At 63.8% G+C, this 18,795-nt stretch carries 20 protein-coding genes; 14 read left to right on the top strand and 6 right to left on the bottom strand.

What is annotated here, in order from left to right; translation table 11 throughout:
• The first annotated feature begins 154 nt into the window (after window positions 1-154).
• From ML401_RS36220 to ML401_RS36180, 9 genes are all read left to right on the top strand, one after another.
• Window positions 155-958: an SDR family oxidoreductase gene (locus ML401_RS36220; RefSeq protein ID WP_285813371.1), complete on the top strand. Its 804-nt coding sequence runs from the start codon at window positions 155-157 to the stop codon at window positions 956-958.
• A complete protein-coding gene (locus ML401_RS36215; RefSeq protein ID WP_285813247.1) occupies window positions 951-2,153 on the top strand; it encodes a pyridoxal phosphate-dependent aminotransferase in 1,203 nt (400 codons plus the stop codon). The genes ML401_RS36220 and ML401_RS36215 overlap by 8 nt, the downstream gene beginning before the upstream one ends.
• A 216-nt stretch (window positions 2,154-2,369) precedes the next feature.
• Window positions 2,370-3,302 (top strand): ABC transporter permease, encoded by a 933-nt coding sequence (locus tag ML401_RS36210; RefSeq protein WP_285813246.1) that lies wholly within the window; start codon window positions 2,370-2,372, stop codon window positions 3,300-3,302.
• On the top strand, window positions 3,302-4,105 hold the full coding sequence (locus tag ML401_RS36205; protein WP_285813245.1) for an ABC transporter permease: 804 nt from the start codon (window positions 3,302-3,304) through the stop codon (window positions 4,103-4,105). The genes ML401_RS36210 and ML401_RS36205 overlap by 1 nt, the downstream gene beginning before the upstream one ends.
• Before the next feature lie 27 nt (window positions 4,106-4,132).
• Window positions 4,133-5,197, top strand: coding sequence for an extracellular solute-binding protein (locus tag ML401_RS36200; RefSeq protein ID WP_285813244.1), 1,065 nt, complete (start codon window positions 4,133-4,135; stop codon window positions 5,195-5,197).
• 10 nt (window positions 5,198-5,207) lie between these two features.
• A complete protein-coding gene (locus tag ML401_RS36195) occupies window positions 5,208-6,302 on the top strand; it encodes an ABC transporter ATP-binding protein (protein WP_285813243.1) in 1,095 nt (364 codons plus the stop codon).
• A 102-nt stretch (window positions 6,303-6,404) separates the two neighbouring features.
• Window positions 6,405-7,133 carry a 5-oxoprolinase subunit PxpB gene (pxpB, locus tag ML401_RS36190; protein ID WP_285813242.1) on the top strand — a complete coding sequence of 243 codons (729 nt, stop codon included), beginning with the start codon at window positions 6,405-6,407 and terminating at the stop codon, window positions 7,131-7,133.
• Window positions 7,130-8,107: a biotin-dependent carboxyltransferase family protein gene (locus ML401_RS36185; protein ID WP_285813241.1), complete on the top strand. Its 978-nt coding sequence runs from the start codon at window positions 7,130-7,132 to the stop codon at window positions 8,105-8,107. Before pxpB (ML401_RS36190) ends, ML401_RS36185 begins: the two co-directional genes overlap by 4 nt.
• A 41-nt stretch (window positions 8,108-8,148) precedes the next feature.
• Window positions 8,149-8,916 carry a LamB/YcsF family protein gene (locus tag ML401_RS36180; protein WP_285813240.1) on the top strand — a complete coding sequence of 256 codons (768 nt, stop codon included), beginning with the start codon at window positions 8,149-8,151 and terminating at the stop codon, window positions 8,914-8,916.
• On the opposite strand, the gene ML401_RS36175 is transcribed toward ML401_RS36180, so the two are convergent.
• From ML401_RS36175 to ML401_RS36150, 6 genes are read right to left on the bottom strand one after another with little or no spacing between them, the layout of a single operon-like run.
• Entirely contained in the window at window positions 8,909-9,325 is a 417-nt protein-coding gene (locus ML401_RS36175; RefSeq protein WP_285813239.1) for an acetyl-CoA carboxylase biotin carboxyl carrier protein subunit, read from the bottom strand. The two genes, ML401_RS36180 and ML401_RS36175, sit on opposite strands and share 8 nt — an antisense overlap.
• Window positions 9,316-10,293: a biotin-dependent carboxyltransferase family protein gene (locus ML401_RS36170; RefSeq protein WP_285813238.1), complete on the bottom strand. Its 978-nt coding sequence runs from the start codon at window positions 10,291-10,293 to the stop codon at window positions 9,316-9,318. The genes ML401_RS36175 and ML401_RS36170 overlap by 10 nt, the downstream gene beginning before the upstream one ends.
• Entirely contained in the window at window positions 10,290-10,952 is a 663-nt protein-coding gene (gene pxpB / locus ML401_RS36165) for a 5-oxoprolinase subunit PxpB (protein WP_285813237.1), read from the bottom strand. The genes ML401_RS36170 and pxpB (ML401_RS36165) overlap by 4 nt, the downstream gene beginning before the upstream one ends.
• Entirely contained in the window at window positions 10,949-12,304 is a 1,356-nt protein-coding gene (gene accC / locus ML401_RS36160) for an acetyl-CoA carboxylase biotin carboxylase subunit (protein ID WP_285813236.1), read from the bottom strand. Before accC ends, pxpB (ML401_RS36165) begins: the two co-directional genes overlap by 4 nt.
• On the bottom strand, window positions 12,304-12,765 hold the full coding sequence (locus ML401_RS36155) for an acetyl-CoA carboxylase biotin carboxyl carrier protein subunit (RefSeq protein ID WP_285813235.1): 462 nt from the start codon (window positions 12,763-12,765) through the stop codon (window positions 12,304-12,306). The genes accC and ML401_RS36155 overlap by 1 nt, the downstream gene beginning before the upstream one ends.
• A 47-nt stretch (window positions 12,766-12,812) precedes the next feature.
• On the bottom strand, window positions 12,813-13,571 hold the full coding sequence (locus tag ML401_RS36150) for an SDR family oxidoreductase (RefSeq protein WP_285813234.1): 759 nt from the start codon (window positions 13,569-13,571) through the stop codon (window positions 12,813-12,815).
• A gap of 184 nt (window positions 13,572-13,755) precedes the next feature.
• Here ML401_RS36150 and ML401_RS36145 point away from each other — a divergent pair, with 184 nt between their 5' ends.
• The 5 genes from ML401_RS36145 to ML401_RS36125 all read left to right on the top strand — a co-directional run bounded on the left by ML401_RS36145 (window position 13,756) and on the right by ML401_RS36125 (window position 18,795).
• A complete protein-coding gene (locus ML401_RS36145) occupies window positions 13,756-14,742 on the top strand; it encodes a LysR substrate-binding domain-containing protein (protein ID WP_285813233.1) in 987 nt (328 codons plus the stop codon).
• Between the two features lie 96 nt (window positions 14,743-14,838).
• Window positions 14,839-15,510, top strand: coding sequence for a 4-carboxy-4-hydroxy-2-oxoadipate aldolase/oxaloacetate decarboxylase (locus ML401_RS36140; protein ID WP_285813232.1), 672 nt, complete (start codon window positions 14,839-14,841; stop codon window positions 15,508-15,510).
• 39 nt (window positions 15,511-15,549) lie between these two features.
• Window positions 15,550-16,536, top strand: a complete 987-nt coding sequence (locus ML401_RS36135; RefSeq protein WP_285813231.1) for a peptidyl-alpha-hydroxyglycine alpha-amidating lyase family protein — start codon at window positions 15,550-15,552, stop codon at window positions 16,534-16,536.
• An 84-nt stretch (window positions 16,537-16,620) separates the two neighbouring features.
• Window positions 16,621-17,565: a LysR substrate-binding domain-containing protein gene (locus ML401_RS36130; RefSeq protein ID WP_285813230.1), complete on the top strand. Its 945-nt coding sequence runs from the start codon at window positions 16,621-16,623 to the stop codon at window positions 17,563-17,565.
• 174 nt (window positions 17,566-17,739) lie between these two features.
• Window positions 17,740-18,795 (top strand): tripartite tricarboxylate transporter substrate binding protein, encoded by a 1,056-nt coding sequence (locus ML401_RS36125; RefSeq protein WP_285813229.1) that lies wholly within the window; start codon window positions 17,740-17,742, stop codon window positions 18,793-18,795.

Below are 18,795 nucleotides of genomic sequence, written 5' to 3'. Positions count from 1 at the left end.
ACCGTCATCGGGTCCGCTTATGGCTCGCAAAACATGCGATTTCGAGCAGGATATAGCTTGTCCTTATGAGGGCAGAACAAATCCGCTGTATGCGCGCGTCGGCCTGCGCACGTAGCATTCTGCCGCTCCGGCCGACAGCAAGCGAGCCATGCGGATGGGATTTTCGGGCTACCGAACGACGTTGGTGACCGGCGCATCGTCAGGTATTGGGGCTGCGACGGTTCGGCGCCTCCGCGCCGAGGGGCTTGAGGTTTACGCGCTGGCGCGCGACGTTCGCCGGCTGGCGAGCTTGTCGGCCGAGACCGGATGCCGCACCTGCGCCGTCGACATAAGCGACCTTGACGCCTTGGAGCGCCTCGCGAGCTCGACCGAATTCGATGTTCTCGTCAACAATGCCGGTCAGTCACGGCGTGGCAACATCCTAGATACGGCGCCTGACGACGTCGACACGCTTGTCGACATCAATCTGCGCGCCGTCCTGCAGGTGACGCGGTTGATCGTGCCGGGCATGGCGAAGCGCAACCGCGGCCACGTGGTCAATGTCTCGTCGATCGCGGGGCACTACGCCTTTGGCGAGAACGCCACGACGTTCAATTCATCCGTAGCCTATCACGCGACCAAGGCCGGCGTTCATTCGCTGTCGCTGCAATTGCGCGTCGATCTCTACGGGACCTGCGTTCGCGTCACCGAGATCTCGCCCGGGCGTGTGGCTACGAGCATCTTCCAGAACCAGAATGCCGCCGATAACGCGGATGCCCGCTTCGTCGGGGCGTTCGAGACACTTCAGTCCGAGGACATCGCCGATGCCATTGCCTTTGCGCTGGGGTCTCCGGCACGAATGAACGTCGCGATGATTGAGGTCGTCCCCACGTTGCAGGTCGTCGGCGAATTGCGTTTCGCGAGCCGATCCGAGGCCGCGCAATCGAAAGACATGAGAACTGGAGCTGACAATGCCTGAACTCGCAAACCGCCTCAAGACCGTGAAGGTGTCGGCCTCCGCGGCGATGACGGACAAAGCGCGCGAACTCCGTGACGCTGGTGTCAAGATCGTGAGCCTATCCTCCGGCGAGCCGGATTTTCCAACGCCGCCGCATGCGATCGAGGCCGCGCATCGGGCGGCGCTCGCCGGCGATACCAAATATCCGGCGCAGCCGGGGACCGTCGCGCTGCGGAAAGCGGTGCAGCGCAAATTCAAGCGCGAAAACAATCTCGACTACGGCCTCGACGAGATCCTGATCGCCAATGGCGGCAAGCAGATCATCTTCAACGCGCTGTTCGCGACCTGCAATCCCGGCGACGAGGTCGTCATTCCAGCACCGGGCTGGATCACTTATGCCGATATCGTCCTCCTGGCGGAGGCGACACCCGTTGCGGTTCCGTGCCCGGAGAACAACCACTTCAAGCTGCGTCCGGCGGACCTGGCGGCCGCGATCACGCCGCGGACGAAATGGCTGATCCTGAATTTTCCGAACAATCCGACCGGCGCAGCCTGCACCCGCGCGGAGATGCGCGCGATTGCCGACGTCATGTTGAACCACCCCGACGTCTGGATCCTCACCGACGACATCTATGAACATCTAACCTATGATGGATTCGAGTTCTGCACCATCGCGGAGGTAGAGCCAAGGCTGAAGAATCGTGTCGTTACCGTCAACGGCGCGTCCAAGGCCTACGCCATGACGGGCTGGCGGGTCGGCTATTGCGGCGGTCCCAAGGACCTGATCGCGGCGATGAACAACGTCCACGGTCAGGCAACCGGCGGCATCTGCACCGTGAGCCAGGCGGCGGCCGTTGCGGTTCTGGACGGACCACAGGACTATTTGAAAAAGCGCGCCGATATCTACCGCGACCGGCGCGATCTGGTGGTCGGGCTGCTCAATCAGGTTCCGGGGATCACTTGTCACAAGCCGCAAGGGGCCTTCTACGTGTTTCCGAACATCGCCGGCTGCATCGGCAAGTCCACAAAAGGCGGACGGCGGCTTGATACCGATGCCGATTTCATCTCTGCGCTGCTGGAAGAGCAGCATGTCGCTGCCGTGCCGGGCGGCGCCTATGGAATGAGCCCATATTTCCGCATCTCGTACGCGACTGATATCGACTCGCTGCGGGAAGGCTGCCGGCGTATCGCGAGCTTCTGCGAAAGCCTGCGCTGACCGCCTTTCGCAGTGCAGCGGGACAGCTAGCGTGACGTGAAAGCCGCGGCCGTTGGCATTAGTCGATCAAGATCGGAGCACTCTGCCGAAACAGTTGTCATAATCGTTCCTGATGCCCCTAAACGAAGATGTTCTTGGTCCTGTAGAATGCCAACGCATAAGCTTCGTTCTAAAGAGGGGTGGGCTTTGGTATCGCGCAGTCGAGGACGGCCAGCGATGAGCACCAGCGACGATGCGGTGGCGGTTTTGACTGTTGAAGCGCCACCGGTCGCCCGGGAGAGATCGCGCTGGCGGCTGGCCTTGCCAGTCGGGGTTCTTGCCTTGCCGATGCTGGCCTTCCTAACCTATTTCTTCTTCTATCCGGCGCTGGGGCTGCTGCTCTCGAGCATCCAGACGCAAGACAGCCGCGGCATCATCGGCCGCCCGTTCACGCTCGCGCACTACGCCCGCCTAATCAACGTCGAGCTCTATGCGCGCGTGCTATGGACGACGTTACGGATCAGCGTCATCACCTCGGCACTGGCGACAGTACTCGCCTATCCGGTCGCGCTGGTAATGGTCAAGAGCCGGCCGACGGTCACCCGCATCATTACCCTGATCGTGATTGCGCCCCTGATCGTCAGTGTCGTCGTTCGCGGCTACGGCTGGCAGCTGGTGCTCCAGAACGGCCCGAAGGGCATGCTGAACTGGATCCTGATGACGCTGCACATCGTGGATGCCCCGATATCTGTCCTCTACACCGAGGCGGCCGTCGTGATCGGGTCGCTGCACGTGTTCTTCCCCATGATGGTTCTGCCGCTCGCATCTGCGCTCGGCAAGATCGATCCCAACCTCGAGGACGCAGCCCGCATGCTGGGGGCGCCGTGGTGGAAAGTGTTTCTCCGGGTCACGTTGCCGTTGAGCATGCCCGGCTTCGTGGCGGGTTTCACCCTGGTCTTCTCGCTCACCGCCGGCTCCTTCGTCATCCCCGCGATCCTGGGCGGGGCCTCGGCGGTTATGCTCGGCAATCTGATCGAGCAACAGATCTTCGTGGTCTACGACTGGCCGTTCGGCGCGGCAATCGCCGTTGTTCTCGTCGGTTTGGTTCTTGCCGTGAACGGCGTCTCGATGTGGCTCCTGGAAGGCCGGCGTCTCAGGAGGAGCGAGTGATGGACGAGCGCTTTTCCGGCTTCGGGGCCTGCATCCTCTACACTATCACCGCAGGCATGATGCTGTTCATTCTGGCGCCTCTCCTTCTGGTCATGGCGGCGTCGGTCTCCGATTCCTATTTCGTTACGTTTCCCCCGCAGGGCTTCACACTGAAATGGTATGCCAAGGTTCTCCAGGACCGCGACTTCCTGGAGGCGATGAGGCTGAGCATCCTGCTCGCGCTCGGCACCACGGCGGGTTCGCTCCTGCTCGGCGTGCCGGCGGCCTTTGCGCTGGTGCGCGGCAGGTTCTTCGGACTGGCGGCCATCAAGGGCTTCTTGCTCTCGCCGCTGATTTTCCCGGCGCTGGTCACCGGCCTCGCGCTGCTCCAGGTCCTGACCAAGCTCGGCTCGCAGGACGCGCGGCTCAATCTGTTGATCGGGCATGTGGTCGTGACCTCGCCCTACGTCATCCGCACGGTCGTCACCAGCCTCCAGCTCGTCGACGAGAACCTGGAGGATGCCGCGCGCACGCTCGGCGCCAACCGTCTGCGGACCTTCTGGCGCGTGACGCTGCCGCAAATTGCCTCCGGCGTCGCTGCCGGCGGGCTGTTCGCATTCATGGTGTCGTTCGACAATTATCCGGTCACGATGTGGCTCGCGAACTCCGAATATTCGCCCGTTCCGCTCGTCCTGATGCGGCAGCTGGTCAATGTCTTTGATCCTTCCGTGCCGGCGATGTCGACGATTATCATTCTGATGGCAATGGTCGGTGTGCTGGTGCTCGAGAAGCTGGTCGGACTGCGCCGCGCGCTGGCCGCCTGATGTGCATTGGTAGATGGAGATGGACTCATGAAGCTGACACGTAGGACTTTCGTAAAAGCCGGTGCATCCGCAATTGCCTTCCCGACGATCATCAGGCGGTCGTGGGCGCAGGACGCCAAGCAGCTGCATGTCGGTGTCTACAACTCCGCGCTGGGCAAGCTGATCCAGAAGGAGGTCATTCCGAAATTCGAGGCCGAGTACAAGTGCCGCGTTTTCACGATCGAGGGCGCCACGCTATCCAACATCGCAGCTCTCCGCGCGACCCGCGACACGCCGCGTTTCAGCATGATGATGATGGATGACGTCGGCATCCCCCAGGCCAAGCAGGAGGAGCTGATCGATAAGCTCGATCCGGCCAAGATTCCGAACCTCGAGAAGGTCTACAAGCGCTATCTGTTCGAGGACGGCTACGGCGTCGGCTTCTCGATCTCCAGTGCGGCCATGTTCATCAATCCACAGGTGACGAAGCCGCTCGAGAGCTACGAGCAGATTTTCGACGCGAAGTATCGCAAGCAGATCCTGCTGAACACGCCCAAAAACACCCAGAGCGTGCTGATGCTCATCGTCGCGACGGCACTGACGACGGGCAAGCCGCTGAAGGAGGCGCAATACCTGGTCGACAGTGGCTGGGACAAGCTCGCCTCTCTCAAGCCCAACGTGCTGACGATCTACGACAGCGAAGCGCAGGTGCTCCAGGTGGCGCAGGGCCAGGCGACGATCGGCGGCATCGAGTATTCGAAGGCGATCTATCCGCACACGGCTAAGGGCATGCCGATCGACATGACCTTCCCCAAAGAAGGCGCTTTCACCGGCATCAACAGCATGACGCTGGTCAAGAACGCGCCGGAGCCCGAGCTCGCCTGTGCGCTGATCAACCGCATTCTGGAGCCATCGGTCGCCAGGATGCTGTCGGAGCAGACCCTCAGCGCGCCCTCGGTGGCCGGCATCGCTTTCAAGCCGGAGACGGCCAAGTTCCTGGCCTATCCCGACACCAAGGCGACCGATCTCGGGCTGTTCACGCCGGACTGGAAGTTCATCGTTCCGCGCCGGGGTCCTTGGCTGGAACGCTATAATCAGGTGTTCACGAGCTAGGCAGGCTGCCATGAAATCTTCCGAAGTCAGGCTTGACCGCCTTAACAAGGAATACAACCGCGTCGTCGTGGTCGATGACGTGTCGCTCACGATCGAGCCGGGACACATGGTCGCGCTGCTCGGCCCGAGCGGATGCGGTAAGACCACCTGCCTGCGCATGATCGCAGGACTGATCCGCCCGACATCCGGCGACGTCTTCGTCAACGACAAGCGGATGACCGACGTTCCCGTGCACCGTCGCAACGTCGGCATGCTGTTCCAGAACTACGCGCTGTTTCCCCATCTGACGGTCGAGGAGAACATCGCATTCGGCCTGGAGATGCGTCGCATATCCAAGGTCGATGCCGCCAGGAAGGTGAGCGAAGCGCTCAGCCTCGTCCAGCTTTCCAGTTTCGGCAAGCGCTATCCGGCCCAGCTCTCCGGCGGCCAGCAGCAGCGCGTCGCATTGGGGCGCGCCCTGGTGATCGAGCCGGCCATGCTGCTGCTCGACGAGCCCCTCGGGGCGCTTGACAAGGGGCTTCGGGAGAGCATGCAGGTCGAATTGCGCGCGCTTCAGCGCCGGCTCGGCCTCACCACCATCATGGTGACGCATGATCAGGACGAAGCGCTGACCATGGCGGACAAGATCGTGGTGATGCGCGACGGCAAGCTCGAGCAGGTCGGCTCGGCGACTGAGATCTACCAGCGTCCGGCCTCGAAATTCGTCGCGCAGTTCATCGGCGCGTCCAATCTGTTCGCGGGCCCCGTCGAGCAGCGTAACGGAGCTGGAGCGGTCGTTCGCGTCGCCCCGGAGCTCAGTCTTCAGCTCGATCAGGTACCGCCGTCGGCGAGTGACGTGATGGTCTCGATCAGGCCCGAGGCGATCGTCGTCGAGCGGGTCGGCGAGAGCCCGGTGGCGCAGTGCGCAAACAGCGTGACCGCGCGGGTCGACCAAGCGATCTATCGCGGCTTCGTCAGCCACTACTATCTCAAGACGCCGAGCGGCGGGCAGATCATCGTATTCGAGCAGAACCAGTCGCACCAGGCGGGACTTCGCTACGCGGTCGGCGAGGAGGTCGTCGCGCGCTGGGACTCGCCAAGCAACCACGTCATTGCGCGTCACTGAGGTCGGGGACGAGCACATCATTGCGGGCAATCGACATCCCTTATACCCACAGACGAACATCCTCTTGGTTCGCCCATGGCTGCTTGGCTAGAGTTGGGGGTGATGGCGCCACGCGCGTGGACCAGCGAGGCCCTTTTGTCGATCAATCAGCTCAGCGCTCCCTTTGTCGGCACGATCGAGGAAAGCCCGAAGATCAGCCTGATCGGTACGCTTGCGATGCTGGTCGAGGCGCCGGGTGAGTTCGACCTGGTTCAGCAGGGACGTATCTGGGCACTTGCCGATGCAGTGTCATCCTGGCCGAACGTCCAGGAAGCCGTTGTCGGCGTCACCAACTTGATGCTCGTGTTCGACCAGCCGCCGGCAGATATCGGCATGCTCAGCGCTTCGATCGTCGAGCTGTGGCATCGCGTGCCCAGCCGCAAGGCCGACGGCAAGCTCATCGAGATTCCCGTGATCTATGGCGGCGAGCTCGGCTTCGACTTGCCGGCGGTTGCCAAGCGCGCTGGACTGTCCGAGCGCGAGGTCATCAGGATTCACAGCGAAGGCGAATACACCGTTTGCGCGGTCGCGAGCTCGCCGGGATTCGGCTATCTCTACGGTCTCGATCCGCGCATCCACATGCCGCGCAAGTCAGTTCCGTCACTGAACATGCGCGCAGGTTCGGTGACGATCGGCGGTATGCAGACCGGGGTGGCGGCGCTGACAAGCCCGAACGGATGGAACGCGATCGGATGGGCGCCAGTCGCCATGTTCGATCCGCATGGAGAGCAGCCTTCCCTGATGCTTCCGGGCGACCGTGTCAAATTTAGGATCGATAGGATCGAGCTATGATTGAGATCCTGACCAGCCCCCCCTTCAACTCCATCCAGGATCTCGGTCGCCAAGGCGCGCGTCGTTTCGGCGTGAGCACGTCGGGCGTCATGGATCCCGTCGCGCTCGCCGCCGGTAATGCGCTGCTCGGCAATGTCGAGGGCGCAGCGGGCATCGAGATCCAGACCTTTCCGTTCCGCCTGCGGTTTCGCACAGAGACTGCATTTGCGCTGACAGGTGCCGATCACGACTCGACATTGGCAGGATCAGCCATGCGGCCGTGGTGGTGCATGCAGGCCAAGGCGGGCGATGTTCTCGCGATCGCCGCGCCACGGCGAGGCGCCCGGGTCTACGCGACGTTCGGCGGCGGTATCGACGTTCCGCGCGTGCTGGGCTCCCGCAGCACGCATCTGCGCGGCGGCTTCGGCGGGCTCGAAGGTCGCACCTTGCAAGCCGGCGACGTCGTGCCCATCGGGACTCTACCACGCAGCGGCGCCGGCCGCTCCGACTTCGGCGTCGCGCCGCCGGATGTTGCGATCGCAGCCGCCGCTCCCGCGCCTGATCGTGTGCTGCGGATACGGGTCATGCGGGCCGGCGAGTATGACCTGTTCTCGAAGGTGATGCAGGCTACGTTCTGGTCGACGCGATGGAAGATCAGCGCCCAGAGCGACCGCGGTGGCTATCGTCTCACTGGCGGCAAGCTGACATTGGATGCGCCGGTCGAGATGCGTTCGCACGGCGTCGTGGCGGGCGTCGTGCAGGTGCCGCCCGGCGGCGAGCCGATCATCCAGATGAGCGACGCCAACACTGCCGGCGGCTACCCCAAGCTGGCGGCTGTGATCCAGGCCGACCTTTGGCGCCTCGGCCAGGCCACGCCGGGATCCTCCATCGCTTTCCAGGAGGTGAGCTACCAGGACGCGGTTGCGGCGATGGCGCCCATCAACGACTACCTGGCGAAATTGCGTGCGACCGCGGCTCTCTATCGGGCGCTTTGATTGAACGTGAACGTCAACGGGAACAGGAGCAGGGTGCGAATATGAAAATTGGCATCAATTCCGACATGGGTGAGGGGTTTGGCAATTATCGCATCTGCGACGACGAGGCGCTGATGGGGATCGTCTCGTCCGCCAACGTCGCGTGCGGCTTCCACGCCGGCGATCCCATCATCATGGATCGCATGGTCCGCCTAGCCAAGCAAAAGGGCGTCGAGGTCGGCGCCCATCCGGGCCTGCCCGACCTGCTCGGATTTGGCCGCCGCGTGATCCAGATGGACGCAGCCGAGTTGGAGAAGCACATGATTTACCAGATCGGCGCCTTGCAGGCGATTGCGGCTAATGCGGGCCATCGCGTCACCCATGTCAGCTTCCATGCCGCGATGGGCAACATGGTCGATGCCGACCCTGACATGGCGGATGTCGTTGCCCGGGCGATTGCGACCATCAATCGCGATTTCATCGTATTCTCGCAGCCCGACGCCGAGATCGTGCGTGCCGCCCGCAAGGTGGGCCTGCGCATCCTGACGCTGTTCTTGGCCGATCGCGCCTATGACGAGAAAGGCCATCTGGTGTCCCGCAAGCGTCCCAATTCGGTCATCACCTCGCGGCAAGCCGTCGCAGAGCGCGTCAAGCGCTTTCTGGACAGCGGCACTGTGGAGACGATCGAGGGCAAGTCGCTGAAGGTCGAGGCGCGCTCGATCCTAATCCACAGCGACACACCCGGATCGGTCGAGCTTGCCGGCACGGTGCGCCGCGTCATCGAACAGGGCGGCGGCGAGGTCGCGCCCGCAGCCGCATTAGTCAACTGAGCGGGCGGATGCGCGCGATCGGCGTGCCATAGCCGACCATGGCGCCAGTCTGCGCGACCACGGCCTCGACAGTGCCGGCGGCTGGTGCAACAACGGGCGCATACAAGAGCCCGATCCTGACCAGGCCGACGATTGCGCCGGCCTCGATGCGCTGACCGGGCGCGACGAACGGCTGGTCACGCCAGGGATGGGCTGCAAGGAACTGTCCGGCCACATCGGCTTTCGCCACGATGGACGTGTCTGTGGCCGGAACGGCCGCGGCGCCAGCGCCGGGAGGCGCAGCGACCCGCTCGCGCGTGTCCGCGACGAGCTTGAGAGACAGCCCCGGCTGCTCGATCTCGATCGCGTCGATGCCATGCCGTTCAAGGATCTGCGCGAGGCGCGCGATATCGTTCGTTTCTATCTGCAAATTCTGATCTCCTCGAGCAGGCGCAAATTGCCCCTCAGCCGGTCGAGATACGCGGACAGCTCGGCCTCGGCTGCAACTGCGTCGGTGTAGGCGGTTTGCTCGAACCGCAGCTTCTCGCCGAGCCGGGCCTGCCCGACCCGCCACAGGTCGGCCTGGATGACCGTCGCGATCTTCGGATAGCCGCCCGACGTCTGCGCGTCGCGCATCTGGATGATGGGCTGGCCGTTGGGCGGAATCTGGATGACGCCGGGGACGATGCCGTGCGAGCGTTTCTCGATCGGCGCTTTCGGCGTCACGGCGGGGCCTTGCAGGCGGTAGCCATACCGGTTGCTCTGCGGCGTGATCTTCCAGCTGCCGCACCAGAACAGCTCCTGCGTGCCGGCGTCGAATGCGTCATATTCGCCGGCGACCACGACCCTGACGATCGTCTCGCCCGCGACAGCATTCGGCCGCGCCAGCGTGATCTCGGCCGGCTCGATCCCGAGCTCACCGATAGCGGCGGCCGACGCGGCGCAGGGCAGGACGTCACCTACCTGCAGCGGCCGTCCGTGCCAGCCGCCGAATTCGCCGCGGAACTGCGTGCTGCGCGAGCCCAGCACCATGGGCACCTCGATGCCGCCGCCGACGGTCAGATAGCTTCGTGCGCCGCGGGACATCGACCTGAGGGTCAGCATATCTCCGGCGCGAGCTGGCAAGCGCCACCAGGGGGGAATGGCACGTCCTGCGATCTCCGCCTCGACGCCTGCGCCCGTGAGCGCAAAAGCCATGTCGCGGCCAAACCGTAGGCGAAATGGCAGCATCGGGATCTCGATGCCGGCTGCGTTCTCGTCGTTGCCGAGCAGCAGGTTGCCGGCGCGCAGCGCAACGTCATCCATCGCGCCCGAGGTACCGACCCCGAAGCGATATTGGTCGAACCGCCCGAGATCCTGGACGCTGGCGGGCCCCGTGACCGACAGGATCTCGATCACCGGATCACCCGCTCGATCTCGAAGCGGATGGTATCGCCCGGTGTGAGCGCGGCCGGCGTTGGCCAGGACGGATCGAAGAACGTCCAGCTCGTATGTCCGATAGCGTGCCAGCCGCTCGGCCCGGGTGAAGCGGACACGCCGGTCTGCGATCCGCCGATCGACACCGAGCCGCCCGCGGAGCGTTGCAGCGGCGTCTGCCGGCGCGGAATGCTGATGCGGGGATCCATGCCGCCGAGATAGCAATAACCGGGATGGCTGCCGAGCGCGAACACGGTGTAGAGCGGCGCAGCATGAATCGCGACCACGTCGTCGACGGACAAGCCGCAATGATCGGCGACGGATTGCAGCTGCGATCCGATCTCGCCGCCATAGGTGACCGGCAGCCTGATCTCGCGGCCGCCGATCGCAAGACCTTCCGCCGAGTCCCAGCCGTCATTGAGCGCGCCGATCAGGCTCTCTAGCTCGCGCGGCGGCGTCTCGAAGGTCAGCATCAGGTTAGTGATGCCGGGAATAGCCTCGCGGATTCCAGGCCATGTCGACGCGCTGGCGGCCAGCGCCCAGATCCGCCGCTGATGCGGCAGGTCGAACGCGCCGGGTGCCTCGAACAGCAGCGCCGACGTCCCGAGCGGGCTGATTCGCGGCCGGTCCGGCATCGTCATGGCGAGGCTCCCTTCGCGCGCATCCAGTGCTCGAGATGATGGATGTCGCAGCCGCCGCGACAGAAGGCGGGGTCGGCGAGGATCGCCTGATGCAGCGGCACATTGGTCCGGATGCCCTCGACGCGCAGTTCCGACAAGGCGACCCGCGCGCGCGCGAGCGCTTCCTCGCGGGTGCTGCCGTGGGCGATCAGCTTGCCGACCAGCGAGTCATAGTGACGGGGAATGCTGGCGCCCGCCACAATGTGGGAATCGACGCGGATGCCGATGCCGCCCGGTACGTCCCAGCGCGTCACAGTGCCGGGCGAGGGCGCAAAGGTTGCGGGATCTTCGGCATTGATGCGGAATTCGACGGCGTGGCCGACAGGCGCGATGTCGCCTTGCGCGATCCCGAGCAGCTCGCCCCGCGCGATGCGGATCTGCTCCTTGACGATGTCGATTCCCGTCGTCATCTCGGTGACGGGATGCTCGACCTGGACGCGCGTGTTCATCTCGATGAAGAAGAATCGTCCGTCCTCGTAGAGGAATTCGAACGTGCCGGCGCCGCGATAGCCGATCCGGCGGCAGGCTTCGACGCAGCTTGCGCCCACTTGTTCGATCAGCGCGCGATCGATGCCGGGCGCGGGGGCTTCCTCGACCACCTTCTGGTTCCTGCGCTGGAGCGAGCAGTCGCGGTCGCCGAGCCAGAGATGATTGTCGTGCTGGTCGCACAGCACCTGAATTTCGATATGGCGGGGCTTTTCCAGGAATTTCTCGATGTACACCGCAGCGTTCTTGAAGGCTTTGCTGGCTTCCGCGCGGGTCAGCGCCAGCGCCTCATCGAGCGCGCCTTCGCTGCGCACGATCCGCATGCCACGCCCGCCGCCGCCACCGGCCGCCTTGATGATGACGGGGTATCCGATGTCCCGGGCGATCGCGCGAACCTCGGCTGGATCATCCGGCAGGGCGCTGTCCGGCCCCGGCACGCACGGCACGCCCGCCAATCGCATCGCGCGCTTGGCGGCAACCTTGTCGCCCATGGTCCGGATACAATCCGCCGGAGGGCCGATGAAAGCGAGGCCGGCGCGTGCAACCCGATCGGCGAACTCTGCACTCTCCGAGAGGAATCCGTAGCCCGGATGAACCGCCTGGGCGCCGCTGACTTCGGCTGCAAGCAGGATTGCCGCAACGTTGAGATAGGTGCTGCTCGCCGGCGCCGGCCCGATACAGAGGGCCTCATCGGCGAGCACGACATAGCGTGCGTCGCGGTCCACTTCCGAGTGAATGACGACCGTCTTGAGACCCATCGCCCGGCAGGCGCGCTGGATACGAAGAGCGATCTCGCCGCGATTGGCGATCAGGACCTTGTCGAACATCAGGATGAACCCGCAGGACCGATCCGGAACAGGGCCTGGCCCGCTGCGATCTCGTCACCGTCCTGGGCGAGGACCGCAAGCACGACACCGGGCGCCTCGGCGGCGATGTCGATGAAGGTCTTCATCGCCTCGATGATGCATATCTTCTGCCCGGCCGCGATCCGCGCGCCGACCTCGACCAGTGGCGGCTCGTCCGGGGCCGCGGACCGGTAGAACACGCCATGCATCGGCGCGGGCACGACGACGTCGGCGGAGACGCCGGAAGGAGGGTTGTCCCGATGGTTGGGGGCAGCGGCAAGGGCCTGCGCGCCGCTTCCGTTTGCAGGCTGGGCCGGGGCCGCAGGCGCTCCAGACGCTCGCTTGAGGATGCGAATGCGGGTGCCGTCCTGCGTGAGGTCCAGCTCGGCGATGGCGGAGCGCGTAACGAGATCGACGAGTTGTTCGATTTTGGAGAGGTCCACGGTCACGCTCCGCGTTGACGGCCTTTCGAGTTCGGGGCGTTCATGCGTCACTCGGCCGGTGGCCGGCCCTTCTGTGCAAAATTGAGGCCGCCGACGACTTGCTGGGTCGGCAGGACTTCCATGAAGGCGACATTCATGCGCGCCGGCGATCCAAGGGCGAATGCGATCGAATTGGCGATGTCCTCGGGCTGAAGTGCATCGTAGTCGTCGAAGAAGCGACGCTTGGCTTCGGCCAGATCACCGAGCAGCCGGCCGAACACCTCCGTCTCGACCCGGGCCGGCGATATCTCGGTGACGCGAACCCTGGTCCCGTAGAGATCGACCCGCAACTGCTGGGACAGCGAATGAATGCCCGCTTTGGTGGCGTGATACACGGTGTTTCCGCCACCAAACGCGTAGTGGCCGGCGATGGAGGAGATGTTGACGACGTGGCCTCGATCACGATGCGCCATGCCAGGCACGATCAGTCGCGTCAGATGCAGGACTGCGCGCAGATTGACGTCGATCAGCGCGTCGACGTCTTCAGCTGTCGTGTCCAGGATGTTACCACGCCGGGACTGGCCGGCGTTGTTGACCAGGACGTCGAACTCGGCCGACTTCGTCAGTGCCGCGAGCGCGTCGAGGTCGCTGATGTCGACGGCACAGGGGCGGCACCCGGTTTCCGTGGACAGGGCGGTCAGGCGAGTGGCGTCGCGAGCCACGGCGTAGACTTCGAGCCCTTCCGCACGCAGGCGGCGAACCGTCGCAGCCCCAATTCCAGAAGATGCGCCGGTCACCAGGGCCGTCCGATAGTCCAAAAATCCCATCCGCGGGCTCCTCTGCTACCGTCCGACCCGCTGGTGGCGTCGGCTGCAACGCGAGCGGCGGACGAGTTCAGCACTAGCTATAGGCCCCCCAGGTTCCCAGTGGTAAGAACAATTCCTTCTGATCCCATAGCTTCAGCCTATTGCTGCTGCACAGCTCCCTGACTGGATATCCGGAGACGCCGTATTGGATACGAAACGTTTGGAGGCCTTCATCAAGGTCGTGGACCTCGGCAGCATGACGAGCGCGGCGAAGGTGCTGAATGTCGCGCAGCCGGCCCTGAGCCAGCACATTGCGAGCCTTGAGGCGGATTTCAAGTGCAAGCTGCTCGACCGTAGCGCCCGCGGGGTCAAGCCCACCGAGGCCGGACGAATCCTCTATCGTTATGCCAAGTCGATCCAGCGGCAGATCGAAGAGGCCAGGCGCACGATTCTGGACAACAAGCCGGAGCTCACCGGCAACGTCACGATCGGTCTGGCACCGCTCAGCTCGGCGGCATTGCTAGCGACACCGCTGCTGATTCAGGTACGCCAACGCTATCCCGGCATCGTTCCGCACATTTACGACAGCTCCGGGGTCATGCTCAGCGAGATGATGCTGAAGGGGAGCATGGATATGGCTGTCCTCTACGGCGAACGCCCGGTGACCGGTCTCGATTACAAGCCGCTGATGCGCGAGTACTTTTACCTTGTCTCGCCTCGCAGCATGTACCCGGATCAGATGCCTCCGGAGGAAGTCTCGGCGGCCGAGGTCGCGCAATTCGACCTATTGCTTCCCTATCGGGAATCCTTCCTGCGACAAACGGTCGAGCGGGTCTGCGCCGAGGTGGGACTTCGTCCGCGCATTGTCGCCGAGATCCATTCCCAATCGACCCTCTCTTTGGCGATTGCAGCCGGCGTGGGGGCGGCAGTGTTGCCCATCTCGATCGCAAAGGAGTTGCCGAACCTCGACGAACTCTGCATTCGGCGGATCAACGCGCCATCGGCTTCGCAGCAGATGTCGCTTTGCATTTCCGATAACGCTGCGTTGTCCGATGCGGCATTCGCTGTCTACAAGATCCTGCTCGAGATCATCGTCAAGACGTGGGGGCCGTTCGATCTCCCCCTCGGCTCGGCTGCCATCGTCACGGACGGCGCAACGTTGCCTCTGGATGGGCGCAAGGACGAGCCATAACGAAACACGATGCGGTAATCCTAAAATCTGAATTTGCCGCTCCAAGACGGTTGGTTATGGAGGTGTAACAGAAATCGCAACCGCAAGGAAGTTATCATGGTGCACGTGATCAGGACATTCGATCGGCCCGCCGCCGAGCTTGTCGAGCGCATCAAGAAGTTTCCTCCGTCCACCCTCCACGAAGCGCAGGGACGATTGGGCGCGCTGACGTCCCGTATCAAGCCGATCTATTCCGGGATGCGGGCCTGCGGACCGGCGCTGACGGTGAGCTGCCATCCAGCCGACAACATGATGCTGATCACGGCGATTTCGCTTGCCAAGCCCGGCGACGTGCTCGTGGTAAGCGCGGGCGATCATCCCGAGCAGGGCGGCTTCGGCGAGGTGCTGGCGACGGCCTGCGTTGCCAAGGGCATCGTCGGACTGGTCACGGATGCCGGCGTTCGCGACGGTCTTGCGGTACGTGACACAGGCTTCAACGTCTTCTCCTACGGCCTCTGCATGAAGGGCACCGTCAAGGAGACCCTCGGCTATATCAACCAGCCGATCGTCATCGGCGGCATCGCCGTCCGCCCCGGCGATATCGTCAGTGCCGATGACGACGGCGTCGTGATTGTGCCGAAGGAGAACATTGCCGACGTCTGCGTCAAGTCGGCGGCGCGTGAGGACAAGGAAGCCGGCGTGATGAAGGCGCTCAAGGCCGGCGGTGAGATCCTCGAACTCTCCGGCATAGGCAAGGTGCTGGAATCCAAGGGCTGCACGTTCGGCTAGGCCGTCCCGCGTCTCACACTTCCAATGATGGGGGATCAGGTGGCAGCCATTCTCGGCTCGGGCGAGCACCTTTACCGCGTCGTCGACAATTGGGCGAAGCTTCCGGACGGCTGGCAGCTCACCGACGTCGCATCCGTCGCGGTCGACAGCAGGGATCGCATCTACGTCTTCAACCGCGGCGCCCATCCGATGGTGGTGTTCGATCGCGACGGCAATTTCCTGCGCAGCTGGGGCGAGGGCCTATTCTCCCGTGCGCATGGCCTGCACATTGATGCCGACGACAATCTCTACTGCACCGACGACGGCGACCACACCGTGCGCAAGTGTACGACCGACGGCAAGGTGCTGCTGACAATCGGCGTGCCGGAAAAGCCCGCACCATTCATGAGCGGCGATCCCTTCCACCGCTGTACCCATACGGCGCAGTCCCCCAAGAGCGAGATCTACATCTCGGACGGCTACGGCAATGCCCGCATCCACAAATTTACGCCGGACGGCGGGCTGATCGCGAGCTGGGGCTCTCCGGGCACCGATCCGGGCCAGTTCAACATCGTGCACAATATCGTCACCGATGCTGAGGGCTGGGTCTATGTCGCCGACCGCGAGAACCATCGCGTGCAGGTATTTGACGGCAACGGCAAATACGAGACCCAGTGGAACAATTTGCACCGGCCGTGCGCACTGTGCTGTTGCGGTGGCGGAAAGAGCCCGACTTTCGTGATCGGCGAGCTCGGTCCGGCCATGCCGGTCAATCGCAAGGTGCCCAATCTCGGCCCGCGGCTGTCGATCGTGGACGCCAGCGGCAAGCGCGTTGCTCGGCTCGGCGGCGAGGACGGCCCCGGTCTTGCCAGCGGCAAATTCCTCGCGCCGCATGGGATCGCGCTGGATTCTAGGGGCGACATGTATGTCGGCGAGGTCGGCGTCACCGACTGGAAGACGAACTTTCCGGACGAGGACATGCCGGACGTGGTCCGCACCTCGCGTTGCCTGCAGAAGCTCGAGCGCGTGACGGACGTTCCCCGCTAGAGTCGACTTCCGGCGGCTGGCCGGCGGCTTCCTTACGCGCGCTTGCCATGTCGTGCTGCCCTGTGGCTATTATGGCGCATCGTCATGGCCAGGGCTTGGGGTGTGTCGGCGCGCCTTAATTTTCGTCAGATCGAGGCTTTTCGTGCGGTCATGCTCACGGGCACGACCATTGCGGCCGCTAACATGCTCAATACCACGCAGCCTTCGATCAGCCGCTCGCTCGCCCAGATCCAGGCGGCGGCGAAACTCAAGCTGTTCGAGCTCGATCGCGGCCGGCTGCGTCCGACGCCGGAAGCGGTAATGCTGTTCGAGGCGGTGCAGCGCAATTTTCTCGGACTGGAGACAATCGAAGAGACCGTTGCCCTGCTCCGGCGCTCCGGCGTCGGCCGGTTGCGTCTCGCCTGCACGCCCGCGCTGGGCATGAGCGTCATGCCCGCGGTCCTGGCGCGATTCAAGCAGCGTCACCCCGATGTGCATATCGCCTTGCGGACTATCAGCTCCTACGACGTTCGCGAAGGATTGATGAACGGGCTCTACGATCTCGGCATCACCACCAACTCACTCGATCTCGAGGGCTCGCAGCTCAAGACCAGGGTCGTCGACGAGGTCGCCGCGGTGTGCGTGATGAGCCATTCGCATCCTCTCACGGCGACCCCCCATGTCACCCCGCGTCATTTCCAGTCCGAGACGCTGCTGACGCTGGACCGGGAGGACGATCTTAGCGACGCGTGGCGACGGGCCCTTGCTCAGGCGAGGGTAACGCCGAGTTCGGTGATCGAGACGACCTATTCGGCCACCATTTGCCGGCTCGCCGAAGCCGGCGCCGGCATCGGCGTGGTGAATCCTTACGTTGCCTCGGTGTTCGCGGCGGCGCTCCGCGTGGTGCCCATCAAGCCGACGATCGGCGTCAAGGTGTTTGTCGCCTATCCCCGTCATGTGTCGATGTCCGCACTCGCCTCCGCGCTGATCACCGAGATCGGCAACCACTTCAAGCAGGACAAGGCGGCGCCCAAGGGCGGGAAGCGCTGAACCTTCGGCGTGCGGCGGGAAGCTCGTCTGCGGCCATCCTTCGATACGCCGGCCCGGGTGGGCCTACAGGATGAGGACGCGTTTCGCGGCGGGAATGTCAGAACCTCAGGGTGAGGAGCCCGCCCCCGGAGGGCGGCCTATACCAATCCTGCATAGCACGGCCAAACAAATCGATTGGTCGTCATAGCGATCCTCTGCCTAGTATCTGTCATGAGCCCGCAACAAAGCGCGGGCTTTGCCGGGATAGATGTCACTCTTGCAAGAGGAGCCTCAGCGGTGAGGTTGGTCGCGCTTCTTCTATCCTTCTCCATGGCAAATCTGTTCGTTCCATCCCTGGTTCACGCAAATCAGATGCGGATGATCGTTCCGTTCGCAGCGGGCGGCACCGCCGACGTACTCGGACGCATCGTTGCGCAGCAGCTCGCGACGCTCAACGGCAACTCGGTCATCGTCGAAAACCGCCCCGGCAGCGGCGGCAATATCGGCGCCGATGCGGTCGCGCACGGCCCCAGCGACGGCTCGGTCCTGCTGCTCGGAACGATCGGGATTCACGCCGCCAGCAAGATCTACAAGCGCCTGCCATTCGATGCCGACAAGGACCTCCAGCCCGTTACCATCCTGGCGGAAGTGCCGAACGTGCTGATCGTGCATCCCTCGGTCCCGGCAAATGACGTCAAGGAATTCCTCGCCCTGGCAAAGCAGAAGCCAGGAGCGCTCAACTTCGGATCCGCCGGCAATGGCTCGTCGACTCACATGACCGCCGAATTGTTCAAGCTGAAGGCCAATGCCGATCTAACGCACGTTCCCTACCGGGGCAGCGCGCCGGCCTTGAACGATCTCGTCGCGGGCCAGATCCAGGTGATGTTCGAGAACCTGCCGACGGCGCTGCCGTTCATCCAGAGCGGCACTGTTCGGGCACTGGGCGTGACCAGCGCGACCAGGTCTCCCAGCCTGCCGTCGCTGCCCACCATCGCCGAAGCCGGCGTACCCGGATACGAAGGCACCGCATGGTTTACCATTGCGGTTGCCGGCACTGTTCCGCCGGCGATGGTGGAAAAGCTCAACGCCGACATTTGCAAGGTTCTTGCCGAGCCCGACGTGGTCGAGCGTTTCAAGGGACTGGGTGCGGTTATCGTCGGCAACAGCGTGGCCGATGCGAAAGCGTACTTTGCCAGCGAAACTGCAAAGTGGAACAACGTCATCGAAAGCGCGCAGATCAAGATCGATTGA

This window comes from Bradyrhizobium sp. 62B, assembly GCF_030272265.2.
GTDB lineage: Bacteria > Pseudomonadota > Alphaproteobacteria > Rhizobiales > Xanthobacteraceae > Bradyrhizobium.
This window is presented reverse-complemented; position numbering and strand designations above follow the sequence as displayed.

What these genes read in the sequence shown, in the direction of transcription:
- ML401_RS36180 (WP_285813240.1), top strand. Translation starts at nt 8,149, where the DNA reads ATGAAAATTGGCATCAATTCCGACATGGGTGAGGGGTTTGGCAATTAT.
- ML401_RS36205 (WP_285813245.1), top strand. Translation starts at nt 3,302, where the DNA reads ATGGACGAGCGCTTTTCCGGCTTCGGGGCCTGCATCCTCTACACTATC.
- ML401_RS36220 (WP_285813371.1), top strand. Translation starts at nt 155, where the DNA reads ATGGGATTTTCGGGCTACCGAACGACGTTGGTGACCGGCGCATCGTCA.
- accC (WP_285813236.1), bottom strand. Translation starts at nt 12,304, where the DNA reads ATGTTCGACAAGGTCCTGATCGCCAATCGCGGCGAGATCGCTCTTCGT.
- ML401_RS36200 (WP_285813244.1), top strand. Translation starts at nt 4,133, where the DNA reads ATGAAGCTGACACGTAGGACTTTCGTAAAAGCCGGTGCATCCGCAATT.
- ML401_RS36185 (WP_285813241.1), top strand. Translation starts at nt 7,130, where the DNA reads ATGATTGAGATCCTGACCAGCCCCCCCTTCAACTCCATCCAGGATCTC.
- ML401_RS36150 (WP_285813234.1), bottom strand. Translation starts at nt 13,571, where the DNA reads ATGGGATTTTTGGACTATCGGACGGCCCTGGTGACCGGCGCATCTTCT.
- pxpB (WP_285813237.1), bottom strand. Translation starts at nt 10,952, where the DNA reads ATGACGATGCCGGACCGGCCGCGAATCAGCCCGCTCGGGACGTCGGCG.
- ML401_RS36130 (WP_285813230.1), top strand. Translation starts at nt 16,621, where the DNA reads ATGGCCAGGGCTTGGGGTGTGTCGGCGCGCCTTAATTTTCGTCAGATC.
- ML401_RS36140 (WP_285813232.1), top strand. Translation starts at nt 14,839, where the DNA reads ATGGTGCACGTGATCAGGACATTCGATCGGCCCGCCGCCGAGCTTGTC.
- ML401_RS36210 (WP_285813246.1), top strand. Translation starts at nt 2,370, where the DNA reads ATGAGCACCAGCGACGATGCGGTGGCGGTTTTGACTGTTGAAGCGCCA.
- ML401_RS36195 (WP_285813243.1), top strand. Translation starts at nt 5,208, where the DNA reads ATGAAATCTTCCGAAGTCAGGCTTGACCGCCTTAACAAGGAATACAAC.
- pxpB (WP_285813242.1), top strand. Translation starts at nt 6,405, where the DNA reads ATGGCGCCACGCGCGTGGACCAGCGAGGCCCTTTTGTCGATCAATCAG.
- ML401_RS36215 (WP_285813247.1), top strand. Translation starts at nt 951, where the DNA reads ATGCCTGAACTCGCAAACCGCCTCAAGACCGTGAAGGTGTCGGCCTCC.